General features: G+C 61.6%; 20 protein-coding genes. 18 read left to right on the forward strand and 2 right to left on the reverse strand.

Annotated elements, in window-relative coordinates; translation table 11 throughout:
• The first annotated feature begins 115 nt into the window (after nt 1-115).
• From GF111_RS20225 to mlaA, 8 genes are read left to right on the forward strand one after another with little or no spacing between them, the layout of a single operon-like run.
• Nucleotides 116-853, forward strand: a complete 738-nt coding sequence (locus GF111_RS20225) for a heme ABC transporter permease (RefSeq protein WP_004936270.1) — start codon at nt 116-118, stop codon at nt 851-853.
• Nucleotides 850-1,086 (forward strand): heme exporter protein CcmD, encoded by a 237-nt coding sequence (gene ccmD, locus GF111_RS20230; RefSeq protein ID WP_004936267.1) that lies wholly within the window; start codon nt 850-852, stop codon nt 1,084-1,086. The genes GF111_RS20225 and ccmD overlap by 4 nt, the downstream gene beginning before the upstream one ends.
• A complete protein-coding gene (gene ccmE, locus GF111_RS20235; RefSeq protein ID WP_004936264.1) occupies nt 1,083-1,577 on the forward strand; it encodes a cytochrome c maturation protein CcmE in 495 nt (164 codons plus the stop codon). The genes ccmD and ccmE overlap by 4 nt, the downstream gene beginning before the upstream one ends.
• A complete protein-coding gene (locus GF111_RS20240; RefSeq protein ID WP_038876528.1) occupies nt 1,574-3,544 on the forward strand; it encodes a heme lyase CcmF/NrfE family subunit in 1,971 nt (656 codons plus the stop codon). Before ccmE ends, GF111_RS20240 begins: the two co-directional genes overlap by 4 nt.
• Nucleotides 3,541-4,092: a DsbE family thiol:disulfide interchange protein gene (locus GF111_RS20245; protein WP_033653726.1), complete on the forward strand. Its 552-nt coding sequence runs from the start codon at nt 3,541-3,543 to the stop codon at nt 4,090-4,092. Before GF111_RS20240 ends, GF111_RS20245 begins: the two co-directional genes overlap by 4 nt.
• The gene (locus tag GF111_RS20250) at nt 4,089-4,556 is read left to right on the forward strand and encodes a cytochrome c-type biogenesis protein (protein WP_094461436.1); all 468 of its coding nucleotides are present in this window, start codon (nt 4,089-4,091) and stop codon (nt 4,554-4,556) included. The genes GF111_RS20245 and GF111_RS20250 overlap by 4 nt, the downstream gene beginning before the upstream one ends.
• On the forward strand, nt 4,556-5,770 hold the full coding sequence (ccmI, locus tag GF111_RS20255) for a c-type cytochrome biogenesis protein CcmI (RefSeq protein ID WP_147190435.1): 1,215 nt from the start codon (nt 4,556-4,558) through the stop codon (nt 5,768-5,770). Before GF111_RS20250 ends, ccmI begins: the two co-directional genes overlap by 1 nt.
• Before the next feature lie 28 nt (nt 5,771-5,798).
• The gene (gene mlaA, locus GF111_RS20260) at nt 5,799-6,557 is read left to right on the forward strand and encodes a phospholipid-binding lipoprotein MlaA (RefSeq protein ID WP_038876519.1); all 759 of its coding nucleotides are present in this window, start codon (nt 5,799-5,801) and stop codon (nt 6,555-6,557) included.
• 116 nt (nt 6,558-6,673) lie between these two features.
• On the opposite strand, the gene fadL is transcribed toward mlaA, so the two are convergent.
• Entirely contained in the window at nt 6,674-8,014 is a 1,341-nt protein-coding gene (gene fadL / locus GF111_RS20265) for a long-chain fatty acid transporter FadL (protein WP_038876518.1), read from the reverse strand.
• Nucleotides 8,015-8,418: 404 nt separating this feature from the next.
• On the opposite strand from fadL, the gene GF111_RS20270 reads away from it, so the two are divergent.
• The 4 genes from GF111_RS20270 to sixA all read left to right on the forward strand — a co-directional run bounded on the left by GF111_RS20270 (nt 8,419) and on the right by sixA (nt 13,259).
• Nucleotides 8,419-8,715, forward strand: coding sequence for a YfcZ/YiiS family protein (locus GF111_RS20270; protein WP_072145088.1), 297 nt, complete (start codon nt 8,419-8,421; stop codon nt 8,713-8,715).
• A gap of 197 nt (nt 8,716-8,912) precedes the next feature.
• Nucleotides 8,913-10,223: an acetyl-CoA C-acyltransferase FadI gene (fadI, locus tag GF111_RS20275; protein ID WP_033653729.1), complete on the forward strand. Its 1,311-nt coding sequence runs from the start codon at nt 8,913-8,915 to the stop codon at nt 10,221-10,223.
• Nucleotides 10,223-12,388: a fatty acid oxidation complex subunit alpha FadJ gene (gene fadJ / locus GF111_RS20280; RefSeq protein ID WP_038876516.1), complete on the forward strand. Its 2,166-nt coding sequence runs from the start codon at nt 10,223-10,225 to the stop codon at nt 12,386-12,388. The genes fadI and fadJ overlap by 1 nt, the downstream gene beginning before the upstream one ends.
• 388 nt (nt 12,389-12,776) lie before the next feature.
• On the forward strand, nt 12,777-13,259 hold the full coding sequence (sixA, locus tag GF111_RS20285; RefSeq protein ID WP_004936230.1) for a phosphohistidine phosphatase SixA: 483 nt from the start codon (nt 12,777-12,779) through the stop codon (nt 13,257-13,259).
• A gap of 67 nt (nt 13,260-13,326) precedes the next feature.
• On the opposite strand, the gene smrB is transcribed toward sixA, so the two are convergent.
• Entirely contained in the window at nt 13,327-13,857 is a 531-nt protein-coding gene (gene smrB / locus GF111_RS20290) for an endonuclease SmrB (protein WP_004936226.1), read from the reverse strand.
• Between the two features lie 170 nt (nt 13,858-14,027).
• Between smrB and prmB the strand changes: the two genes are divergently transcribed.
• From prmB to GF111_RS20320, 6 genes are all read left to right on the forward strand, one after another.
• Entirely contained in the window at nt 14,028-14,960 is a 933-nt protein-coding gene (prmB, locus tag GF111_RS20295) for a 50S ribosomal protein L3 N(5)-glutamine methyltransferase (protein ID WP_033648158.1), read from the forward strand.
• Nucleotides 14,961-15,025: 65 nt separating this feature from the next.
• On the forward strand, nt 15,026-16,111 hold the full coding sequence (aroC, locus tag GF111_RS20300; RefSeq protein WP_033635387.1) for a chorismate synthase: 1,086 nt from the start codon (nt 15,026-15,028) through the stop codon (nt 16,109-16,111).
• 5 nt (nt 16,112-16,116) lie between these two features.
• Nucleotides 16,117-16,944 (forward strand): penicillin-insensitive murein endopeptidase, encoded by an 828-nt coding sequence (gene mepA / locus GF111_RS20305; RefSeq protein ID WP_038876512.1) that lies wholly within the window; start codon nt 16,117-16,119, stop codon nt 16,942-16,944.
• 3 nt (nt 16,945-16,947) lie between these two features.
• On the forward strand, nt 16,948-17,754 hold the full coding sequence (locus tag GF111_RS20310; protein WP_038876510.1) for a sulfite exporter TauE/SafE family protein: 807 nt from the start codon (nt 16,948-16,950) through the stop codon (nt 17,752-17,754).
• An 89-nt stretch (nt 17,755-17,843) separates the two neighbouring features.
• Nucleotides 17,844-18,392 carry an elongation factor P hydroxylase gene (locus tag GF111_RS20315; RefSeq protein WP_162215436.1) on the forward strand — a complete coding sequence of 183 codons (549 nt, stop codon included), beginning with the start codon at nt 17,844-17,846 and terminating at the stop codon, nt 18,390-18,392.
• Between the two features lie 32 nt (nt 18,393-18,424).
• Complete coding sequence (locus GF111_RS20320) at nt 18,425-18,706, forward strand: YfcL family protein (protein ID WP_016926855.1); 282 nt, start codon at nt 18,425-18,427, stop codon at nt 18,704-18,706.
• The last annotated feature ends 37 nt before the right edge of the window (nt 18,707-18,743 follow it).

The raw sequence follows: 18,743 nt of genomic DNA on the forward strand, positions 1-18,743 counted from the left end.
GTATTGAATGAACAGACGGGGCAAGGCCGACAAGAGCGTACCCCGCAGAAGATTTTCGCCGTTTCGATCGCTCGAGGCGGCCGACGCATAAAAATTACCGTGAGCACTGACGACAATGTGGAAATGGTTACATCAACTGGCGCGGCCTGAACGGCTGTATCACGTCTGCGGCCGCTTTATCCCCTGGCTGGGGCTGGCGGCGGCGGCCTGCCTGCTGCTTGGCTGGGCATGGGGCTTTGGTTTCGCGCCGAAGGATTATCAGCAAGGCGACAGCTTCCGCATCATTTATATTCACGTGCCGGCGGCCATGTGGTCGATGGGTATCTACGCCTCGATGGCGGTGGCGGCGTTTATCGGCCTGGTGTGGCAGATGAAAATGTCCGATACCGTGGTGGCGGCGATGGCGCCGATCGGCGCGGTGTTCACCTTTATCGCGCTGGTGACCGGCTCCGCCTGGGGCAAGCCGATGTGGGGCACCTGGTGGGTGTGGGATGCGCGTCTGACCTCCGAGCTGGTGCTGCTGTTCCTTTATATGGGCGTCATCGCGCTGTACAACGCCTTTGAAGACCGCCGTCTGGCGGGCCGCGCCGCCGGGATTCTGGTGCTGGTGGGCGTGGTAAATATCCCGATCATCCATTTTTCGGTCGAATGGTGGAATACGCTGCATCAGGGCTCGACCAATATGCAGCAGTCTATCGCGCCAAGCATGCGCACCCCGCTGCGCTGGGCGATCCTCGGTTACCTGCTGCTGTTCGTCACGCTGACGCTGATGCGCCTGCGCAATCTGATCCTGTTCCAGGAGCGCCAGCGCCCGTGGGTCGCCGGGCTGGTGAATAAGGAGCGTCAGTCATGAATGCCGCGTTCGATTCCTGGTCGGCGTTTTTCGCCATGGGCGGTTACGCCTTCTATGTCTGGCTGGCGGTCGCCGCCACGCTGATTTCGCTGTTGGGGCTGGTGGCGCACACCGTCTGGCAACGGCGGCAGTTGCTCGCCGAGATCGGCCGCCGTCAGGCGCGCGAGCGGCGCATTCGCCATGCGCAACAATCAAAACAAAAATCCGCCGCACCGCGGGAGAAATCATTGTGAATCCACGTCGTAAAAGCCGCCTTTATCTGGCGATCGTTGTGCTGATCGGCATCGCGCTGACCGCGACCCTGATGCTGTACGCGCTGCGCTCCAACATCGATCTGTTCTATACCCCGGGTGAAATCCTGCAGGGCAAGGGCGAAAATCATGAGAAGCCCGAGGTCGGCCAGCGGCTGCGCATCGGCGGCATGGTGATGCCGGGCTCGGTGAAACGCGATCCCAATACGCTGCAGGTCAGCTTCAAGATTTACGACGCGCGCGGCGCGATCGGCGTGACCTACACCGGCATTCTGCCGGACCTGTTCCGCGAAGGGCAGGGCGTGGTGGCGCAGGGCGTGCTGGGCGAGGGCAACGTGGTCAATGCGCGCGAAGTGCTGGCCAAACACGACGAGAAATACACGCCGCCGGAAGTGGCCGACGCGATGAAAGAGAACCACAAAGGCCCGGCGGAAGCGTATAACGCGCCGCAGGCGGAGGGCGCCAAGTCATGATGCCGGAACTGGGCAGTTTTCTGCTGTGCCTGGCGCTGGCGATCGCGCTGCTGCTGAGCATTTATCCGCAGTGGGGCGCGGCGCGGCAAGACAGCCGTATGATGGCGGTCGCCCGCCCGCTGACCTACGGCATGTTCGCCGCGATTGCGCTGGCGTTCCTGTGCCTGGTGCACGCCTTCGTGGTCAACGATTTTACCGTCGCCTACGTGGCCACCAACTCCAATACCCAACTGCCGGTGTATTACCGCATCGCCGCCACCTGGGGGGCGCATGAAGGTTCGCTGCTGCTGTGGGTGCTGTTGCTGAGCTGTTGGTCGCTGGCGGTGGCGTTGTGCAGCCGGGCGATGCCGCAGGATGCGGTGGCGCGGGTGCTGTCGGTGATGGGGATGATCACCGCCGGTTTCCTGCTGTTCATTATCATGACCTCCAACCCGTTCACCCGCACGCTGCCGAATTTCCCGATCGACGGCAGCGATCTCAACCCGCTGCTGCAGGATATCGGCCTGATCTTCCACCCGCCGCTGCTGTATATGGGCTACGTCGGCTTCTCGGTCGCCTTTGCGTTCGCCATCGCCTCGCTGATGGCCGGCCGGCTCGACACCGCCTGGGCACGCTGGTCACGCCCGTGGACCACCGCGGCCTGGGTGTTCCTCACGCTCGGCATCGTGCTCGGATCGGCCTGGGCTTACTATGAGCTGGGCTGGGGCGGCTGGTGGTTCTGGGATCCGGTGGAGAACGCCTCCTTTATGCCGTGGTTGGCCGGCACCGCGCTGATGCATTCGCTGGCGGTGACCGAGAAACGCGGCACGTTCAAAGCCTGGACGGTATTGCTGGCGATCACCGCCTTCTCGCTGTGCCTGCTGGGCACCTTCCTGGTGCGTTCCGGCGTGCTGGTCTCGGTGCACTCCTTCGCCTCCGATCCGGCGCGCGGCATGTTTATCCTCGCCTATCTGGTGATCGTGATCGGTGGTTCGCTGCTGCTGTACGCGGTCAAGGGTGGCCAGGTGCGCAGCCGGGTGCAGCACGAGACCTTCTCGCGCGAGACCTTCCTGCTGGGCAACAACGTGCTGCTGATCGCCGCCATGCTGGTGGTGCTGTTGGGTACGCTGCTGCCGTTGGTGCACAAACAGCTGGGGCTGGGCAGCATCTCGATCGGCGAGCCGTTCTTCAACACCATGTTCACCTGGCTGATGGCGCCGTTGGCGCTGCTGTTGGGCATCGGGCCTCTGGTGCGCTGGCGCCGCGATGAGCCGAGCAAGCTGTGGCGCCGCCTCGGCGTGGCGCTGTTGGCGACGCTGGTGCTGTCAATCCTGCTGCCGTGGCTGCTGCAGGACAGCATCGCCGGCATGACGGTCGTGGGCCTGATCATGGCGCTGTGGGTGATCATCCTGACGCTGATGGAGCTGCATGAGCGCGCTACCCACCGTCACGGTTTCTGGCGCGGCCTGCGCCAGCTGTCCCGTAGCCACTGGGGCATGGTGCTCGGCCACCTCGGCGTGGCGGTGACGGTGATCGGCATCGCTTTCAGCCAGAACTACAGCGTGGAGCGCGACGTGCGGATGAAGGCCGGCGACAGCGTGGATATTCACAGCTATCACTTCGTGTTCCGCGACGTGCACGACATTCGCGGCCCGAACTACAGCGGCGGCGTCGGCATCATCGACGTCACGCGCAACGGCAAGCCGGAGGCGACGCTGCACGCGGAGAAACGCTACTACAGCGTGGCGCGCAGCATGATGACCGAAGCGGCGATCGACGGCGGTTTCAGCCGCGATCTGTACGCGGCGCTGGGCGAGGAGCTGGAGGACGGCTCCTGGGCGGTACGCCTGTATTACAAACCCTTCGTGCGCTGGATTTGGTTCGGCGGCGTCTTTATGGCGATCGGCGGCCTGCTGTGCATCCTCGACCCGCGTTACCGCATGAGCAAAAAACTCAAGCGCGAAGGCAAGCTGGAGGCACAACCATGAATCGTAAGCTGCTGTTTATCCCGTTGGTCCTCTTCCTGCTGCTGGTGGCGGCGCTGATGGTGCAACTGACGCGCAACGCCGGCGGCGAAGATCCGACCATGCTGGAATCGGCGCTGATCGGCAAACCGGTGCCGACCTTCAGGCTGGAATCGCTGGATCAGCCCGGCAAAACCTACGATCAGGCGGTGCTGCGCGACGGCAAGCCGATATTGCTCAACGTCTGGGCCACCTGGTGCCCGACCTGCCGCGCGGAACACCAGTATCTCAATACGCTGGCGGCGCGCGGCGTGCGGGTGGTTGGCCTGAACTATAAAGACGATCGTGCCAAGGCTGTGACCTGGCTGAATTCCCTCGGCAATCCCTATGCCCTCAGCCTGTACGACGGCGACGGTATGCTGGGGTTGGATCTCGGGGTCTACGGCGCGCCTGAGACCTTCCTTATCGACGGACAGGGGATTATTCGCTATCGCCACGCCGGCGACATGAACGAGCGCGTTTGGCAGCAGGAAGTGCTGCCGCTGTATAAAAAGTACGGGGGTGAGGCATGAGGCTGATTGTCCTGCTGTGCGCCGCGCTGCTGAGCTGGAGCGCCGCCGCGGCGATCGATACCTATCGCTTCAACTCCGTCGAGCAGGAGCAGCAGTATCGCGAGTTGACCGAACAGCTGCGCTGCCCGAAATGCCAAAACAACAGCATTGCCGATTCCAATGCCATCATCGCCGCCGACATGCGCACCAAGGTGTACGAGCTGATGATACAGGGGCAAAGCAAGCAGCAGATCATCGATTACATGGTGGCGCGCTACGGTAACTTCGTCACCTACGAGCCGCCGGTAACGCCGGCGACGTTGATCTTGTGGATCGGCCCGCTGCTGTTCGTGCTGATCGGCGGGGCGGTGGTGATCCTGCGCACCCGTCGCCGGCCTGGCGCGGCGGTGGACGATGAATTCTCCGAACGGGAACGGCAGCGCCTGGCGGCGCTGTTGCAAGAGACTGACAGGAAGAAACCCTAATGGCTTTTTGGCTGATTATTTGCGTGTTGCTGGCCGGCGCCGCCGCGTTGCTGGTGGTGCCGGCGATGCGCCACGGCAAGCAGAGCGCCGCCACGCGCGATGCGTTGAACAAGGCTTTTTATCAGGATCGCCTCAGCGAGCTGGAGCAGGACGAGCAGCAAGGCGTGGTGGCCGAGCGCCCGGAGCTGGTGAAAGAGCTGCAACAGAATCTGTTGAACGACATTCCCGTCGAGCAAGCGGCGCAGGCGAAGCCGATCAATCGCTGGGCGCTGGTGCCGGGCGTGCTGTTATTGCTGGCGGTGACCGTTGGCTTTTATCTGAAAACCGGCGGACTGGCGCAGGTGCTGGACTGGCGCCTGGTGCAGGCGCAAATGCCGGAATTGCGCGAGCGCGTCGCCAATGAGCGCGCCAAACCGCTGAGCATGGAAGAGATCGCCCGCCTCGGGCTGGGGCTGCGCACCGCGCTGCAGCAGGACGATCGCAACATCAACGACTGGATGATGCTGGGGCGGGTCGGTATGGCGCTGAACAACGCCACCACCGCTACGCAGGCGTTTGCCCATGCTTATCAATTGGATCCGAATAGTCTGGAAGTGCGGCTCGGCTATGCTGAGGTCTTGACGCGCTCCAACGATCCGGAGGATAACAAGCAGGCGACGCAGCTGTTGCGGCGTATGATCGCGGAAAATCACGGCGATCCGCGGGTGCTGAGCCTGCTGGCATTCAATGCCTTCGAACAGGGCGACTTCAAGCAGGCGATAGGCGCCTGGCAGGTGATGCTGCAGCTGCTGCCGGCCAACGATCCGCGCGCGGAAGTGATAAAGCGCAGCATTGCACAAGCAAAAGCCCAGGCCGGCGGAGAAACTGTTAAACTGAATGTGACCGTTTTGCTGTCACCGCAGGCGGCGAAAGCCCTGCCGACGCAGGGGACGCTGGTCATCTCGGTTACCGACGGCGTCAGCCCGGTGCCGGTGGCGGTAAAACAATTGCCGCTGAGCCGTTTTCCGCTGTCTTTCTCTCTGGATGACAGCAACGCCATGATGCCTGAGCGTCTACTCTCGGCACAGCATCAGGTGCAGGTGCGTGTGCGCCTCTCACAGGACGGATTGGCCACGCCGCAGCCGGGAGACTGGTTCGGCGAAAGCTCGCTGCAGACATTCAGCGGTAAAGAGCAGGTTAGCGTTCAGATAAACAAGCAGGTCCCTGAAAAATAAGACCGAACGTGTTTTTATGGAGAAAAATATGAACTTTCGCCTGACTGGGGTGGCATTCGCAACGGTATTACTGGTGGGCTGTGCCAGCGCGCCAGACAAAGATCCGCAAGGGCGTTCCGATCCTTTGGAAGGATTTAACCGGACGATGTTCGACTTCAACTACAACGTCCTGGATCCTTATATCCTGCGCCCGGTCGCGGTGGCCTGGCGCGACTACGTGCCGATGCCGGCGCGTAACGGCATCAGCAACTTCACCTCCAACCTGGAAGAGCCGGCCAGCATGGTCAACGCCTTCCTGAAGGGCGATCCTTACCGCGGGATGATCCACTTCAACCGTTTCTTCCTGAATACCCTGCTCGGGATGGGCGGCCTTATCGACGTGGCCGGCATGGCCAACCCGAAACTGGCGCGCGAAGAACCGAACCGCTTCGGCAGCACGCTGGGCCATTACGATGTGGGTTACGGTCCGTACGTGATGTTGCCGGGCTACGGCAGCTTCACGCTGCGTGACGAAGGCGGCGATTTTGCGGATACGCTGTATCCGATGCTGAGCTACCTGACCTTCTGGATGTCGGCGGGCAAGTGGGTGGTCGAGGGGATCGAAACCCGCGCCCAGCTGCTGGATTCCGATGGTCTGCTGCGCAACTCTTCCGATCCTTACATCATGGTGCGCGAAGCTTACTTCCAGCGCCACGATTTCATCGCCAACGGCGGCTCGCTCAAGCCGGAAGAGAACCCGAACGCCAAGGCGATTCAGGGCGAGCTGGACGACATCGACTCGCAGTAATCACGGGCGTTACGCCAATGAAAACCCGCCGTCAGGCGGGTTTTTTTATGCCGGCGGCAAGCGACGGGCAAAAAAAAGCGCCCCGTGGGGCGCTTTGGCTTCTTTCTCAAGTGAGATTAGAAGCGGTAGTTGAAGTTGGCACCGTACAGCCAGGCCTTGCCCACCGAGTTGAAGGTGTAAGGGCCTTCGTTGATGGTGACTTTCTGGCCGTGCATGTAGGACACACCGACGTCGACCGACGCGTCTTTGTTGAACGCGTAAGAGGTACCTGCGCTGACCCAGAAGCGGTCCTGATCCGGAATGGAGATGGAACGGTTCTGTGCCGGCACCGGGCTGTCATCGAAGGCGACGCCGCCGCGGAAGGTCCAGTTGTCGTCGTAGAAGTAAGTGGTACCCAGCGCAATGCGGTAGGCATCGCGGAAGCCTTCATGCTTTTGGAACAGGGTCTGGCCGCTGCTGCCGGTGGCTTTCAGCTCCTGGAACTGGCTCCAGCTGGTGTACGCCAGGCTGTAGTGGATGGCCCACTGCGGCGCCACTTTGTTGTAACCGGACAGTTCCCACATTTCCGGCAGGTGCAGGTCCAGTGAGCCTGGGATGGTGCTGCCGCTGGTGCCCCACGGCAAACCAACGCCCAGCGCCTGGGTAATTGGGTTGTACTGCGCCGGCAGGCTGCTCTTGTAGTCGCCGTCGAACTTGATTTTCACTTCAGAACGATAGGTGAAGCCGTAGCGGTTGTTTTCGTCCACTTCGTACAGCAGGCCGGCATTCCAGCCGAAGCCCCACTTATCGCCTTTCAGGTGAGAAATCTGGGTATCGCCAGGGATCTGAGCGATCATCCCGGCTTGCTGAGGCGTCAATTTACCGGTTTGCAGGCCTTGACCGGCAAGCAGCTTCGGCAGCTCACCGGCGTAGCGTTCCAGTTTGGCTTTGGCGTAGACGGCATCAAAGCCCAGGCCGAAGCTGAAGTGTTGATCCAGGCGGTAAGCGCCGCTCAGGTTCAGGTTCAGCGTTTGCAGATCGGTTTTACCGCCGTAAGCGCCCGCGGTGTAGCCGTTATTGAATTCGGTCGCTAAACCGAAGTTGCTGGTGACCGAGCCGCCTACGGCGAACTGATCGTTAATCGGGTGAACATAATGCAGGTTCGGCACCCAGGCGGTTGGCGCGATGTTTTTCGCATCCAGACTGGCGCCGGAAGGGGATTTGCCGGTGATGTCTACGTCCGGATCGATGAAGACCGCGCCGATGGAGAGTTCCGGGCGGGTATACATCATCAGCAACGCCGGGTTGCGGCTCGCGGAGGCCGCCGTATCGGCCATGGCGCCTTCGCCAGAATACGAACGTCCTAAACCAGCTGATGAGAACTCATTCAGCTGGAATCCTGCGGCAGACACGTTTGAAGAAATAATTGCCACTGCAGCTGCGAGAGCTGATTTAGTCAATAGGTTTTTCTGGCTCATGACCAAAACCTCATTATGTGTTTATTATTTAAACTATGTTACACAAGGTAACAAGGAGCGCGGGATTGTAGGGTCCGTTATCGTTCAGACAAATCAGACCAGTGGCTGAAGTATAGGTCTGACCTGTGAAATTGTTGCAAGTTTGTTTTTGAAATATTTCCAACCTGATATCAAAAAAGAGATCTGCTTAACAAAAAGCCGGCGGTAAATAACAAAATTCTTACCATTCCTTAGCAGACGCTCATTTTTATTTGTGATTTCCATCACTTAAAACACCCAGTAAAAGTAAGTGCTAGTGATTGCCGGCGCGGAAGCGTAAAATACCTGCAGAATTTTGTGGCTTTGTGCCGGTGAGTAAAACGGCAATTTGGGCTGATAACCGAGGCCCTTGAGGAGAACCAATCATGTCAGATGCAATTAATAAATGCAGCGCCCAGGAAACCGCCGCGTGTTGCTGCGTGGATGTCGGCACCGTGATGGATAACACCGATTGCACCGCATCCTACAGTCAGGTGTTCAGCAATCAACAAGATGCAGAAGCCATGCTGGCCGCCCTGAGCGAAAAGGCGCGCGCGGTAGAATCCGACCCTTGTGACATCAGCAGTAGCATTAAACCGGTTGACGGCGGCGTGCAGTTGGAGGCCGATTTCACCTTCGCCTGCCAGGCGGAAACCCTGATCTTCCAGCTCGGCCTGCGTTAATCCCCGCTTTACCCCCGGCGCCGCCTGCCGCGCGTCGGGGATTGCCTTCCCTACATCGCCCCCCGATAGAAAGTGCGCCTGCTCGCAGTTTTGATCTCTGCCGGTTTGCCAAATGTAACCGTTTGGTTAACAATGACCTCATCAGGTCAGACCTCTTTCTGCCCATTGCGCTGACGTTATTTTCTTCAGGAGCATTTATGAGTAAGGCACTGCCGTTGGTGACCCGTCATGGTGACCGCATTGCGATTGTGAATGGACTGCGTACCCCCTTTGCCAAACAGGCGACTGCCTATCACGGCATTCCGGCGGTGGATTTAGGGAAAACGGCGGTGAGCGAGCTGTTGGCGCGCAGCGGTATCGATCCGCAGCTTATCGAACAGCTGGTGTTTGGCCAGGTGGTGCAAATGCCCGAGGCGCCGAACATCGCGCGTGAAATCGTGCTGGGCACCGGCATGAGCGTCCATACCGACGCCTACAGCGTGTCGCGCGCCTGTGCTACCAGCTTCCAGGCGATCGCCAACGTGGCGGAGAGCATCATGGCCGGCAGCATCAGCGTCGGCATCGCCGGCGGGGCGGACTCTTCTTCCGTCTTGCCGATTGGCGTCAGCAAGGCGTTGGCGCGCACGTTGGTGGACGTCAACAAGGCGCGCACGCTGTCGCAGCGTCTCAAGCTGTTCAGCCGGCTGAAATTCCGCGATCTGATGCCGGTGCCGCCTGCGGTGGCGGAGTATTCCACCGGGCTGCGCATGGGCGATACCGCCGAGCAGATGGCGAAGAGCCACGGCATCACCCGCGAGGCGCAGGATGCGCTGGCGCACCGTTCCCACGAGCTGGCGGCCAAGGCCTGGCAGCAGGGGTGGCTGCGCGATGAGGTGATGACCGCCTACGTACCGCCTTACCGCGCGCAGCTTTCTGAAGACAACAACATCCGTAAAGACTCCAGCCTGGCGTCCTACGCCAAGCTGAAGCCGGCGTTCGATCGCAAGCACGGCAGCGTTACCGCGGCCAACAGCACGCCGCTGACCGACGGCGCGGCGGCGGTGCTGATGATGAGCGAGTCGCGCGCCAAAGAGCTGGGGTTGCAGCCGCTGGGCTATTTGCGCAGCTTCGCCTTCGCCGCCATCGACGTGTGGGAAGACATGCTGCTGGGGCCTTCCTACGCCACGCCGCTGGCGCTGGATCGCGCCGGTATCGGCCTGGCCGATCTGACGCTCATCGACATGCATGAAGCCTTCGCCGCGCAAACGCTGGCTAACCTGAAGATGTTCGCCAGCGAAGAGTTCGCCCGCGAGAAGCTTGGCCGCAGCCAGGCGATCGGCGAGGTGGACATGGACAAATTCAACGTCCTGGGCGGTTCCATCGCCTATGGCCACCCGTTCGCCGCCACCGGCGCGCGCATGATCACCCAGACGCTGCATGAGCTGAAACGCCGCGGCGGCGGGCTGGGCCTGACCACCGCCTGCGCCGCCGGCGGGTTAGGGGCCGCGATGATCGTGGAGGTGGAATGATGAGCTTTGAAAACGCATTGCATGAACAGCGCGCCAAACCGTCGGCCTTTCAGCTGACGATTCGCCCCGACAACATCGGCGTGATCACCATCGACGTACCGGGCGACAAGGTGAACACGCTCAAGGCCGAGTTCGTCGAACAGGTGAACGACGTGCTGATCCGGGCGCAACAGCATACCGCGCTGGAAGGGCTGGTGATCGTTTCCGGCAAGCCGGACTCGTTTATCGCCGGCGCCGACATCACCATGATCGCCGCCTGCACCAGCGCCAAAGAGGCGGAAACGCTGGCCAAGAAAGGGCAGAGCACGCTGGCGCAGATCGCCGCGTTCCCGGTGCCGGTGGTGGCGGCCATTCACGGCGCCTGCCTGGGCGGTGGGCTGGAACTGGCGCTGGCCTGCCACGGCCGCGTCTGTTCGCTCGATGACAAAACCGCGCTCGGGCTGCCGGAAGTGCAGCTGGGCCTGCTGCCGGGCTCCGGCGGTACGCAGCGCCTACCGCGCCTGGTCGGCGCCGCCAAGGCGTTGGACATGATCCTGACCGGCAAGCACATTCGCGCCCGCCAGGCGCTGCGCATGGGGTTGGTGGACGACGCCGTGCCGCAGTCGATTCTGTTGCAGACCGCTATCGAGCGGGTGAAACAGGGCTGGAAACATCAGCGCGAGCTGCCGTGGCAGGATCGCCTGCTCAACGGCCCGCTGGGCAAAAATCTGCTGTTCAGCATCGTGCGCAAGAAAACGTTGGCGAAAACCCACGGCAACTACCCGGCGGCGGAGCGCATCATTCAGGTGGTGCGCTCCGGGCTGGATCACGGCAGCGCCAGCGGTTATGAGGCCGAAGCGCGCGCCTTCGGCGAACTGGCGATGACGCCGCAGTCGGCGGCGCTGCGCAGCCTGTTCTTCGCCTCCACCGCGCTGAAAAAAGAGCGGGGCGGCAATGCTCAGCCGCGCGCCCTGCACCGCGTCGGCATTCTCGGCGGCGGTCTGATGGGCGGCGGCATCGCCTGCGTCACCGCCACCCGCGGCGGTTTGCCGGTTCGTATCAAAGACATCAATGAAACCGGCATCAATCACGCGCTGAAATACAGCTGGGACGTGCTCGGCAAGCGGGTGCGCAGCAAGCGCATGCGCCCGGCCGAGCGGCAAAAACAGATGATGCTGATCTCCGGCTCTACCGATTACACCGGCTTTGAACAGGTGGATATCGTGGTCGAGGCGGTGTTTGAAGATTTGGCGCTGAAGCAGCAGATGGTGGCCGAGGTCGAAGCAAACTGCGCGACGCATACCGTGTTCGCCTCCAATACCTCCTCGCTGCCTATCGGCCGCATCGCCGAAAAAGCCCAGCGGCCGCAGCAGGTGATCGGCCTGCACTACTTCAGCCCGGTGGACAAGATGCCGCTGGTGGAAGTGATCCCGCACGCCGGCACCAGTGAAGAGACCATCGCCACCACCGTGGCGTTGGCGCACAAGCAGGGCAAGACCGCCATCGTGGTGGGCGACAGCGCCGGTTTTTACGTCAACCGCATCCTGGCGCCGTACATCAACGAAGCGGCGCGCTGCCTGCTGGAAGGCGAGCCGATTGAGTCGCTGGACAAGGCGCTGGTGGACTTCGGTTTCCCGGTCGGCCCGATCACCCTGCTGGATGAAGTGGGCATCGACGTCGGCACCAAGATCATCCCGGTACTGGTCGAGGCGCTGGGGCCGCGCTTCGCTGCGCCGGCTGCGTTCGATGCGGTGCTGAAAGACGGGCGCAAAGGGCGCAAGAACGGCCGCGGCTTCTATCTCTACCCGAGCGAAGGGCAGCAGCGGCAGCGGCGCAAACGTGCGGATACCTCATTGTATACGCTGCTCGGCGTCACGCCGAAGGCGCACATGCTGCCGGCGACCGTCGCTCAACGCTGCGTGATGATGATGCTGAACGAAGCGGCGCGCTGCCTGGACGAAGGCGTGATCCGCAGCGCGCGCGACGGCGACGTCGGCGCAGTGTTCGGCATCGGCTTCCCGCCGTTCCTCGGTGGCCCGTTCCGCTATATGGACGAGCTCGGCGCCGAGAAAGTGGTAAAGACGCTGGACTACCTGCGTCAGCAGCACGGCGAACACTTCGCCCCGTGCGAACGCTTGCAGCGCATGGCGCAGCAGGGCGAGCGCTTTTACCCGCTGGGGAGCTGAACGCAGGGCGGCCCGATTTGCACTATAGTTGCAACAGGGCCGCGTTGTGATCGCCATCACTCCTTGCAACAGCGTCAGCCGGTGAGGCTGTACAGCGAGGCGGAGGCAGCGGTAAGTTAGCTTGACCGCCATCAATAAATTTCATGGCGGCAAGGTTAAAATTTAACCCGTTGAATTGATTGTTCTGTGAGCAATCTAGGTTTGCCCGGGGAGGATTGCTGTAAAAAACAGCGTTTTCTTTACGCAAACTTTCAGGCAAAATGCCCGGCCGCCATAAAGAGACGGCGCGTTATCGTTTTAAAGCTTTGGCTTTGGGTTGTAAAACTCGGCGGTACAGCACGCACGGCGTTTCTGTATAGCGTTACTTTGTCAACAACAGCGGTGCAATATGCAAGTTTTGATTATGCGTCACGGAGAGGCGGCGCTCGAGGCAGCCAGCGATGCGGTAAGGCCCCTTACCCTATGCGGCCGCGACGAGTCCCGTCAGATGGCGGCCTGGTTGAACACCAAGTCTGTAGATATTGAACGCGTGCTGGTCAGCCCCTACCTGCGGGCCGAACAGACGCTGGCGACGGTGCGTGAAGCCTTGACGCTGCCGGAGGGCGAAGAAGTGCTGCCTGAGCTGACGCCGGGCGGCAACGCCGAACAGGTCGGCAGCTATCTGCAGGCGCTGGCGATGCAAGGGGTGAGCTCGGTGCTGATCGTGTCGCACCTGCCGCTGGTGGGCTATCTGGTGGCCGAACTGTGCCCGGGCGAGTGCCCGCCGATGTTTGCGACCTCGGCGATTGCCAACGTCGATCTGCCGGCGGACGGCAGTTACGGCAAGTTTGAATGGCAGGTCAGCCCGTCGCAGGTGATGGCCAAAGTGTGAGCCGCGGATGCGGTGCGGAATAAACTCAGGGCGATGTCTGACATCGCCCTGAGTCGTTTCTGCGGGTCTACTCGGCCAGCTCCACCAACAGCAGGATGGCGGCGTTGCCGCCCCATTCCTTCGGCGCCTGGTGGAACGCCAGCACGTCGGGATGCTGCGCCAGCCACAGCGGCGTTTGCTGTTTGAGAATGTGCTTGCCGTGCCCGTGCATCACGCAGGCGCAGTGCACGTGTTCGCGTTTGCAGGCGGCGATCAGCGCCCCCAGCTCCTGCTTGGCCTGCAGCTGGGTCAGGCCGTGCAAATCGAGAAACAGCTCCGGCGAATAATCGCCGCGTCGCAGCTTCTTCAGCTCATACGGGCTGCTGCCGGGGCGCACGTAGCGCGTCGGGCCTTCTTCTTCCAGCTGCGGCTGATATTCATCTGAAAAATAATAGCTGGCATCGACCTGCTCCTGCAGCAGCCGCTGCGGGGCAATCTGTTTGACCTTGGGTTTCGGCGGGCGGTGGACGATGGTGTCCTGGCGCAGCTTTTTCGCGCCCGCCACCGATTCTCTGAAGAGCTGTTGTTCGTCTTTGCTCAGAGGGGGCTTGTTCTTCATGCTTCATTCACCGGAAATCGTTTATTTCGCTAGTTTACCTTGTGAATGAGCGCTGTCGACGCAAAACTCGGGCCAGAGTGAAAAGCGCGAGGGGCAAGCGTGATTTGTCGCGGGCTTCATGGCAAACTATGCGGCTAAATCATGAAACACAGCGCCTGCCGGAGGGCAAATTGGACAAAATTTTCGTCGACGAAGCAGTGAACGAACTGCACACCATTCAAGATATGCTGCGCTGGACGGTAAGCCGTTTCAACGCCGCCAATATCTACTATGGTCACGGAACCGATAATCCGTGGGACGAAGCGGTGCAATTGGTGCTGCCAAGCCTGTTCCTGCCGTTGGATATTCCGGAGGACATGCACACCGCCCGTCTGACCTCCAGCGAGCGCCATCGCATCGTTGAGCGCGTGATCCGCCGCGTCAACGAGCGCATCCCGGTCGCCTACCTGACCAACAAGGCCTGGTTCTGCGGCATGGAATTCTACGTCGACGAGCGCGTGCTGGTGCCGCGTTCGCCGATCGGCGAGCTGATCAACGATCGCTTCAGCGCGCTGATCCCACACCCGCCACGCCATATCCTCGACATGTGCACCGGCAGCGGCTGTATCGCCATCGCCTGCGGCTACGCTTTCCCGGAGGCGGAAGTGGACGCGGTGGACATCTCCAGTGAGGTGCTGGCGGTGACCGAGCGCAACATTCAGGCGCACGGCGTCGAACACCAGGTGATCCCGATCCGTTCCGATCTGTTCCGCGACGTTCCCGCGATCCAGTACGATCTGATCGTCACCAACCCGCCGTACGTCGATGCGGAAGACATGTCCGATCTGCCGCAGGAGTTCCGCTTTGAGCCGGAGCTGGGCCTGGCGGCGGGCAGCGACGGCCTGAAGCTGGTGCGCCGCATCCTGGCCTGCGCGCCGGACTACCTGACCGACGACGGCGTGCTGATTTGTGAAGTGGGTAACAGCATGGTGCACCTGATGGATCAATATCCGGACATTCCGTTCACCTGGCTGGAGTTCGAAAACGGCGGCGACGGCGTGTTCATGCTGACCAAACAGCAGCTGGTGGATTGCAAGGAACACTTCAGCCTCTACCGCAGCTAAACCGCATTTCCAGGGCCCGCACGGCGGGCCTCATAACAATAAAAGACTAACGGTAAGGAGCCGTGATGGCAGGAAACAGTATTGGGCAGATTTTCCGCGTCACCACCTTCGGTGAATCTCACGGGGTGGCGCTGGGTTGTATCGTCGACGGCGTGCCGCCCGGCATTCCGCTCACCGAAGCCGATTTGCAACACGATCTGGACCGCCGTCGTCCGGGCACCTCGCGTTACACCACCCAACGTCGCGAACCGGATCAGGTACGCATTCTCTCCGGCGTATTCGAAGGCGTGACCACCGGCACCAGCATCGGTTTGATCATTGAGAACACCGATCAGCGCTCGCAAGACTACAGCGCCATCAAAGACGTGTTCCGTCCCGGGCATGCCGACTACACCTACGAACAGAAATACGGCCTGCGCGACTATCGCGGCGGTGGCCGTTCTTCGGCGCGTGAAACCGCCATGCGCGTCGCGGCGGGCGCTATCGCCAAGAAATACCTGCAGCAGAAATTCGGCGTGCAGGTACGCGGCTATCTGGCGCAGATCGGCGACGTGACCTGCGAGCTGAAAGACTGGGATCAGGTCGAGCAGAACCCGTTCTTCTGTCCGGATCCGGACAAGCTGGAAGCGCTGGACGAACTGATGCGCGCGCTGAAAAAAGAGGGCGACTCCATCGGCGCCAAGGTCAGCGTGATCGCAGAAAACGTGCCGGTTGGCCTGGGCGAGCCGGTATTTGACCGCCTCGACGCCGATCTGGCGCACGCGCTGATGAGCATCAACGCGGTGAAAGGCGTGGAGATCGGCGACGGATTCGCCGTGGTGACCAAACGAGGCAGCGAAAACCGCGATGAAATCACCCCGGAAGGCTTCCAGAGCAACCATGCCGGCGGCATTCTCGGCGGCATCAGCAGCGGCCAACCGGTGGTGGCGCATCTGGCGCTGAAGCCGACCTCCAGCATCATGGTGCCGGGCCGCACCATCAATCGCCAGGGCGAAGCGGTGGAAATGGTCACCCGCGGTCGCCACGATCCGTGCGTGGGTATCCGCGCCGTGCCGATCGCCGAAGCGATGATGGCGATCGTGCTGATGGATCACCTGCTGCGCCAGCGTGCGCAAAACGGTGATGTGGTTTCCGACGTGCCTCGCTGGTAATCGCCATGAAAAACTGGATGTTGGGCCTGGTGGCCCTGACGGCCTCCGCCTCCGCCATGGCGCTGACGCCGTGGCAGAAAATCGATCACCCGGTGGCCGGCGCGCCACAGGCGGTGGGCGGTTTCGCCAACGGCTGCATCATCGGCGCGCAGCCGTTGCCGCTGAACTCACCGAACTACCAGGTGATGCGTACCGACCAGCGCCGCTATTTCGGCCACCCGGATCTGCTGGCGTTTATTCAGCGCCTCAGCAGCCAGGCGAACCAGAAAGCGCTGGGCACGGTGCTGATCGGCGACATGGCGATGCCGGCCGGCGGCCGCTTCAGCAGCGGCCACGCCAGCCACCAGTCGGGGCTCGACGTCGACATCTGGCTGCAGCTGCCGCGCCAACGCTGGAGCGCGCAGCAATTGCTGAAACCACAGCCGATCGACCTGGTATCAGGGGACGGCAAACAGGTGGTGGCCAGCCAATGGCAGCCGCAAATTGAGTCGCTGATCAAGCTGGCGGCGCAGGACGCGGAGGTGACGCGCATCTTCGTCAACCCGGCGATCAAGCAGCGCCTGTGCCTGGATGCCGGCGCCGATCGCGCCTGGCTGCACAAGGTGCGCCCGTGGTTCGGCCATCGTGCGCACATGCACGTGCGCCTGCGCTGCCCGGCCGGCAGCCTGGAGTGCCAGGAGCAGGATACGCCGCCGCCGGGCGACGGCTGCGGCGCCGAACTGGCGAGCTGGTTCGTGCCGCATCAACCTAACGCCAAGCCGGGCAAATCCGTGCCGCCGCCGTTACCGCCGACCTGTCAGGCATTGCTGGATCACCATTTCTCAGCGGAATAACACATGGACTGGTTTGTCATTGGCCCCGAGATGCTCGGGGTGTTGTTTGCGGTAGCGCTGCTGGCGGGGTTTATCGACTCCATCGCCGGCGGCGGTGGGTTGCTGACGGTACCGGCCCTGCTGGCGGTGGGGGTTCCCCCGGCGCAGGCGCTGGCCACCAACAAACTGCAGTCGGTCGGCGGCTCCTTCTCCGCCAGCCTGTACTTTATTCGTCGGCGCGCGGTGAACCTCAACGACCAAAAGCTGACGATATTTCTGACGCTGATCGGTTCGATCGCCGGCGCCATTCTGGTGCAGCATATGCGTGCCGATTTGCTGCGGCAGATGTTGCCGTTGCTGGTGATCGGCATCGGCCTCTATTTCCTGCTGATGCCGCGGCTGGGTGAGGAAGATCGTCAACGCCGCCTCGGGGCCTTGCCGTTTGGGCTGGTGGCCGGCGGTTGCGTCGGGTTTTACGACGGTTTCTTCGGCCCCGGCGCCGGGTCTTTCTACGCGTTGGCCTATGTGACGCTGTGCGGTTTTAACCTCGCCAAGTCTACGGCGCATGCCAAGGTGCTGAACTTCACCTCCAACGTCGGCGGGTTGGCGCTGTTCATCATCGGCGGCAAGGTGGTGTGGAGCATCGGTCTGGTGATGCTGGTGGGGCAGGTGCTGGGGGCGCGTTTGGGCGCGCACATGGTGCTGACCCGCGGGCAGAAGCTGATTCGGCCGATGATCGTGATCGTCTCGCTGGTGATGAGCCTCAAGCTGCTGTACGACAATCACGGCCCGGAAATTCAGCAGTGGTTGACCGCCTTGGTGCACGGTTAAAGATGAACAGGGGGCGTTGCTTACGCACCCTGTCTTATCGGGTATAATGGCCTCTTTATTTTTGTGGTTATAGAGTTTCTATGTCAGACATGCAGACCCGTCATCGTTATGAACAGCTGATCGAGATCTTCAATCAGTGCTTCAGCGATGACTACAATACCCGCCTGGTGAAGGGCGACGACGAGCCTATCTACCTGCCGGCCGACGACGAACTGCCGTATCACCGCATCGTGTTTGCCCATGGCTTCTACGCCAGCGGCCTGCACGAAATCTCGCACTGGTGCATCGCCGGCGAAGCGCGCCGCCAGCTGGTGGACTTCGGTTACTGGTATTGCCCGGACGGGCGCGACGCGCAAACCCAGAGTGAATTCGAAGCGGTAGAGATCAAACCGCAGGCGCTGGAATGGATGTTCTGCGTGGCGGCCGGTTTCCCGTTCAACGTCAGCTGCGACAACCTGAACGGCGACTGCGAGCCGGATCGTATCGCGTTCCAGCGCAAGGTGCGCGCCCGGGTATTGGCGCTGCTGGAGCAGGGAATACCCACACGGCCTGCGCGCTTTATTCAGGCGTTGCAATCGTTCTACAATACGCCACCGTTGGCGGCCGAGCATTTTCCGTACCCGGAAGATCTCAACTGACGCCACAGCCCGCTATTTAATGAGGAAATTTGATGATCGCAGAATTCGAAGCGCGCATTTTGGCGCTGATTGATGACATGGTAGAGCACGCCAGCGATGATGAACTGTTTGCCGGTGGCTACCTGCGCGGTCATCTGACGCTGGCGGTGGCCGAAGCGGAAGAGCAGGGTGAGCACACTGCCGAAGCGCTGAAAGCGCGGGTGGAAGAGAGCCTGCATAAGGCGATCGCCGCCGGGGAACTCTCGCCGCCGGATCAGATCTTGGTGCGCGGCATGTGGGAAAACCTCTATCAGGCCGCCACGCCTGCCGCTTGACCGCCATGCCGGGGCGCATCACCGCGCCCCTCATTCA

It is taken from the genome of Serratia sp. HRI, from assembly GCF_010119335.3.
GTDB lineage: Bacteria > Pseudomonadota > Gammaproteobacteria > Enterobacterales > Enterobacteriaceae > Serratia > Serratia nevei.

Coding starts and splice junctions, on each gene's coding strand:
- GF111_RS20225 (WP_004936270.1), top strand. CDS start 116: ATGTGGAAATGGTTACATCAACTGGCGCGGCCTGAACGGCTGTATCAC.
- ccmD (WP_004936267.1), top strand. CDS start 850: ATGAATGCCGCGTTCGATTCCTGGTCGGCGTTTTTCGCCATGGGCGGT.
- GF111_RS20240 (WP_038876528.1), top strand. CDS start 1,574: ATGATGCCGGAACTGGGCAGTTTTCTGCTGTGCCTGGCGCTGGCGATC.
- GF111_RS20245 (WP_033653726.1), top strand. CDS start 3,541: ATGAATCGTAAGCTGCTGTTTATCCCGTTGGTCCTCTTCCTGCTGCTG.
- GF111_RS20250 (WP_094461436.1), top strand. CDS start 4,089: ATGAGGCTGATTGTCCTGCTGTGCGCCGCGCTGCTGAGCTGGAGCGCC.
- ccmI (WP_147190435.1), top strand. CDS start 4,556: ATGGCTTTTTGGCTGATTATTTGCGTGTTGCTGGCCGGCGCCGCCGCG.
- mlaA (WP_038876519.1), top strand. CDS start 5,799: ATGAACTTTCGCCTGACTGGGGTGGCATTCGCAACGGTATTACTGGTG.
- fadL (WP_038876518.1), bottom strand. CDS start 8,014: ATGAGCCAGAAAAACCTATTGACTAAATCAGCTCTCGCAGCTGCAGTG.
- GF111_RS20270 (WP_072145088.1), top strand. CDS start 8,419: ATGTCAGATGCAATTAATAAATGCAGCGCCCAGGAAACCGCCGCGTGT.
- fadI (WP_033653729.1), top strand. CDS start 8,913: ATGAGTAAGGCACTGCCGTTGGTGACCCGTCATGGTGACCGCATTGCG.
- fadJ (WP_038876516.1), top strand. CDS start 10,223: ATGAGCTTTGAAAACGCATTGCATGAACAGCGCGCCAAACCGTCGGCC.
- sixA (WP_004936230.1), top strand. CDS start 12,777: ATGCAAGTTTTGATTATGCGTCACGGAGAGGCGGCGCTCGAGGCAGCC.
- smrB (WP_004936226.1), bottom strand. CDS start 13,857: ATGAAGAACAAGCCCCCTCTGAGCAAAGACGAACAACAGCTCTTCAGA.
- aroC (WP_033635387.1), top strand. CDS start 15,026: ATGGCAGGAAACAGTATTGGGCAGATTTTCCGCGTCACCACCTTCGGT.
- mepA (WP_038876512.1), top strand. CDS start 16,117: ATGAAAAACTGGATGTTGGGCCTGGTGGCCCTGACGGCCTCCGCCTCC.
- GF111_RS20310 (WP_038876510.1), top strand. CDS start 16,948: ATGGACTGGTTTGTCATTGGCCCCGAGATGCTCGGGGTGTTGTTTGCG.
- GF111_RS20315 (WP_162215436.1), top strand. CDS start 17,844: ATGCAGACCCGTCATCGTTATGAACAGCTGATCGAGATCTTCAATCAG.
- GF111_RS20320 (WP_016926855.1), top strand. CDS start 18,425: ATGATCGCAGAATTCGAAGCGCGCATTTTGGCGCTGATTGATGACATG.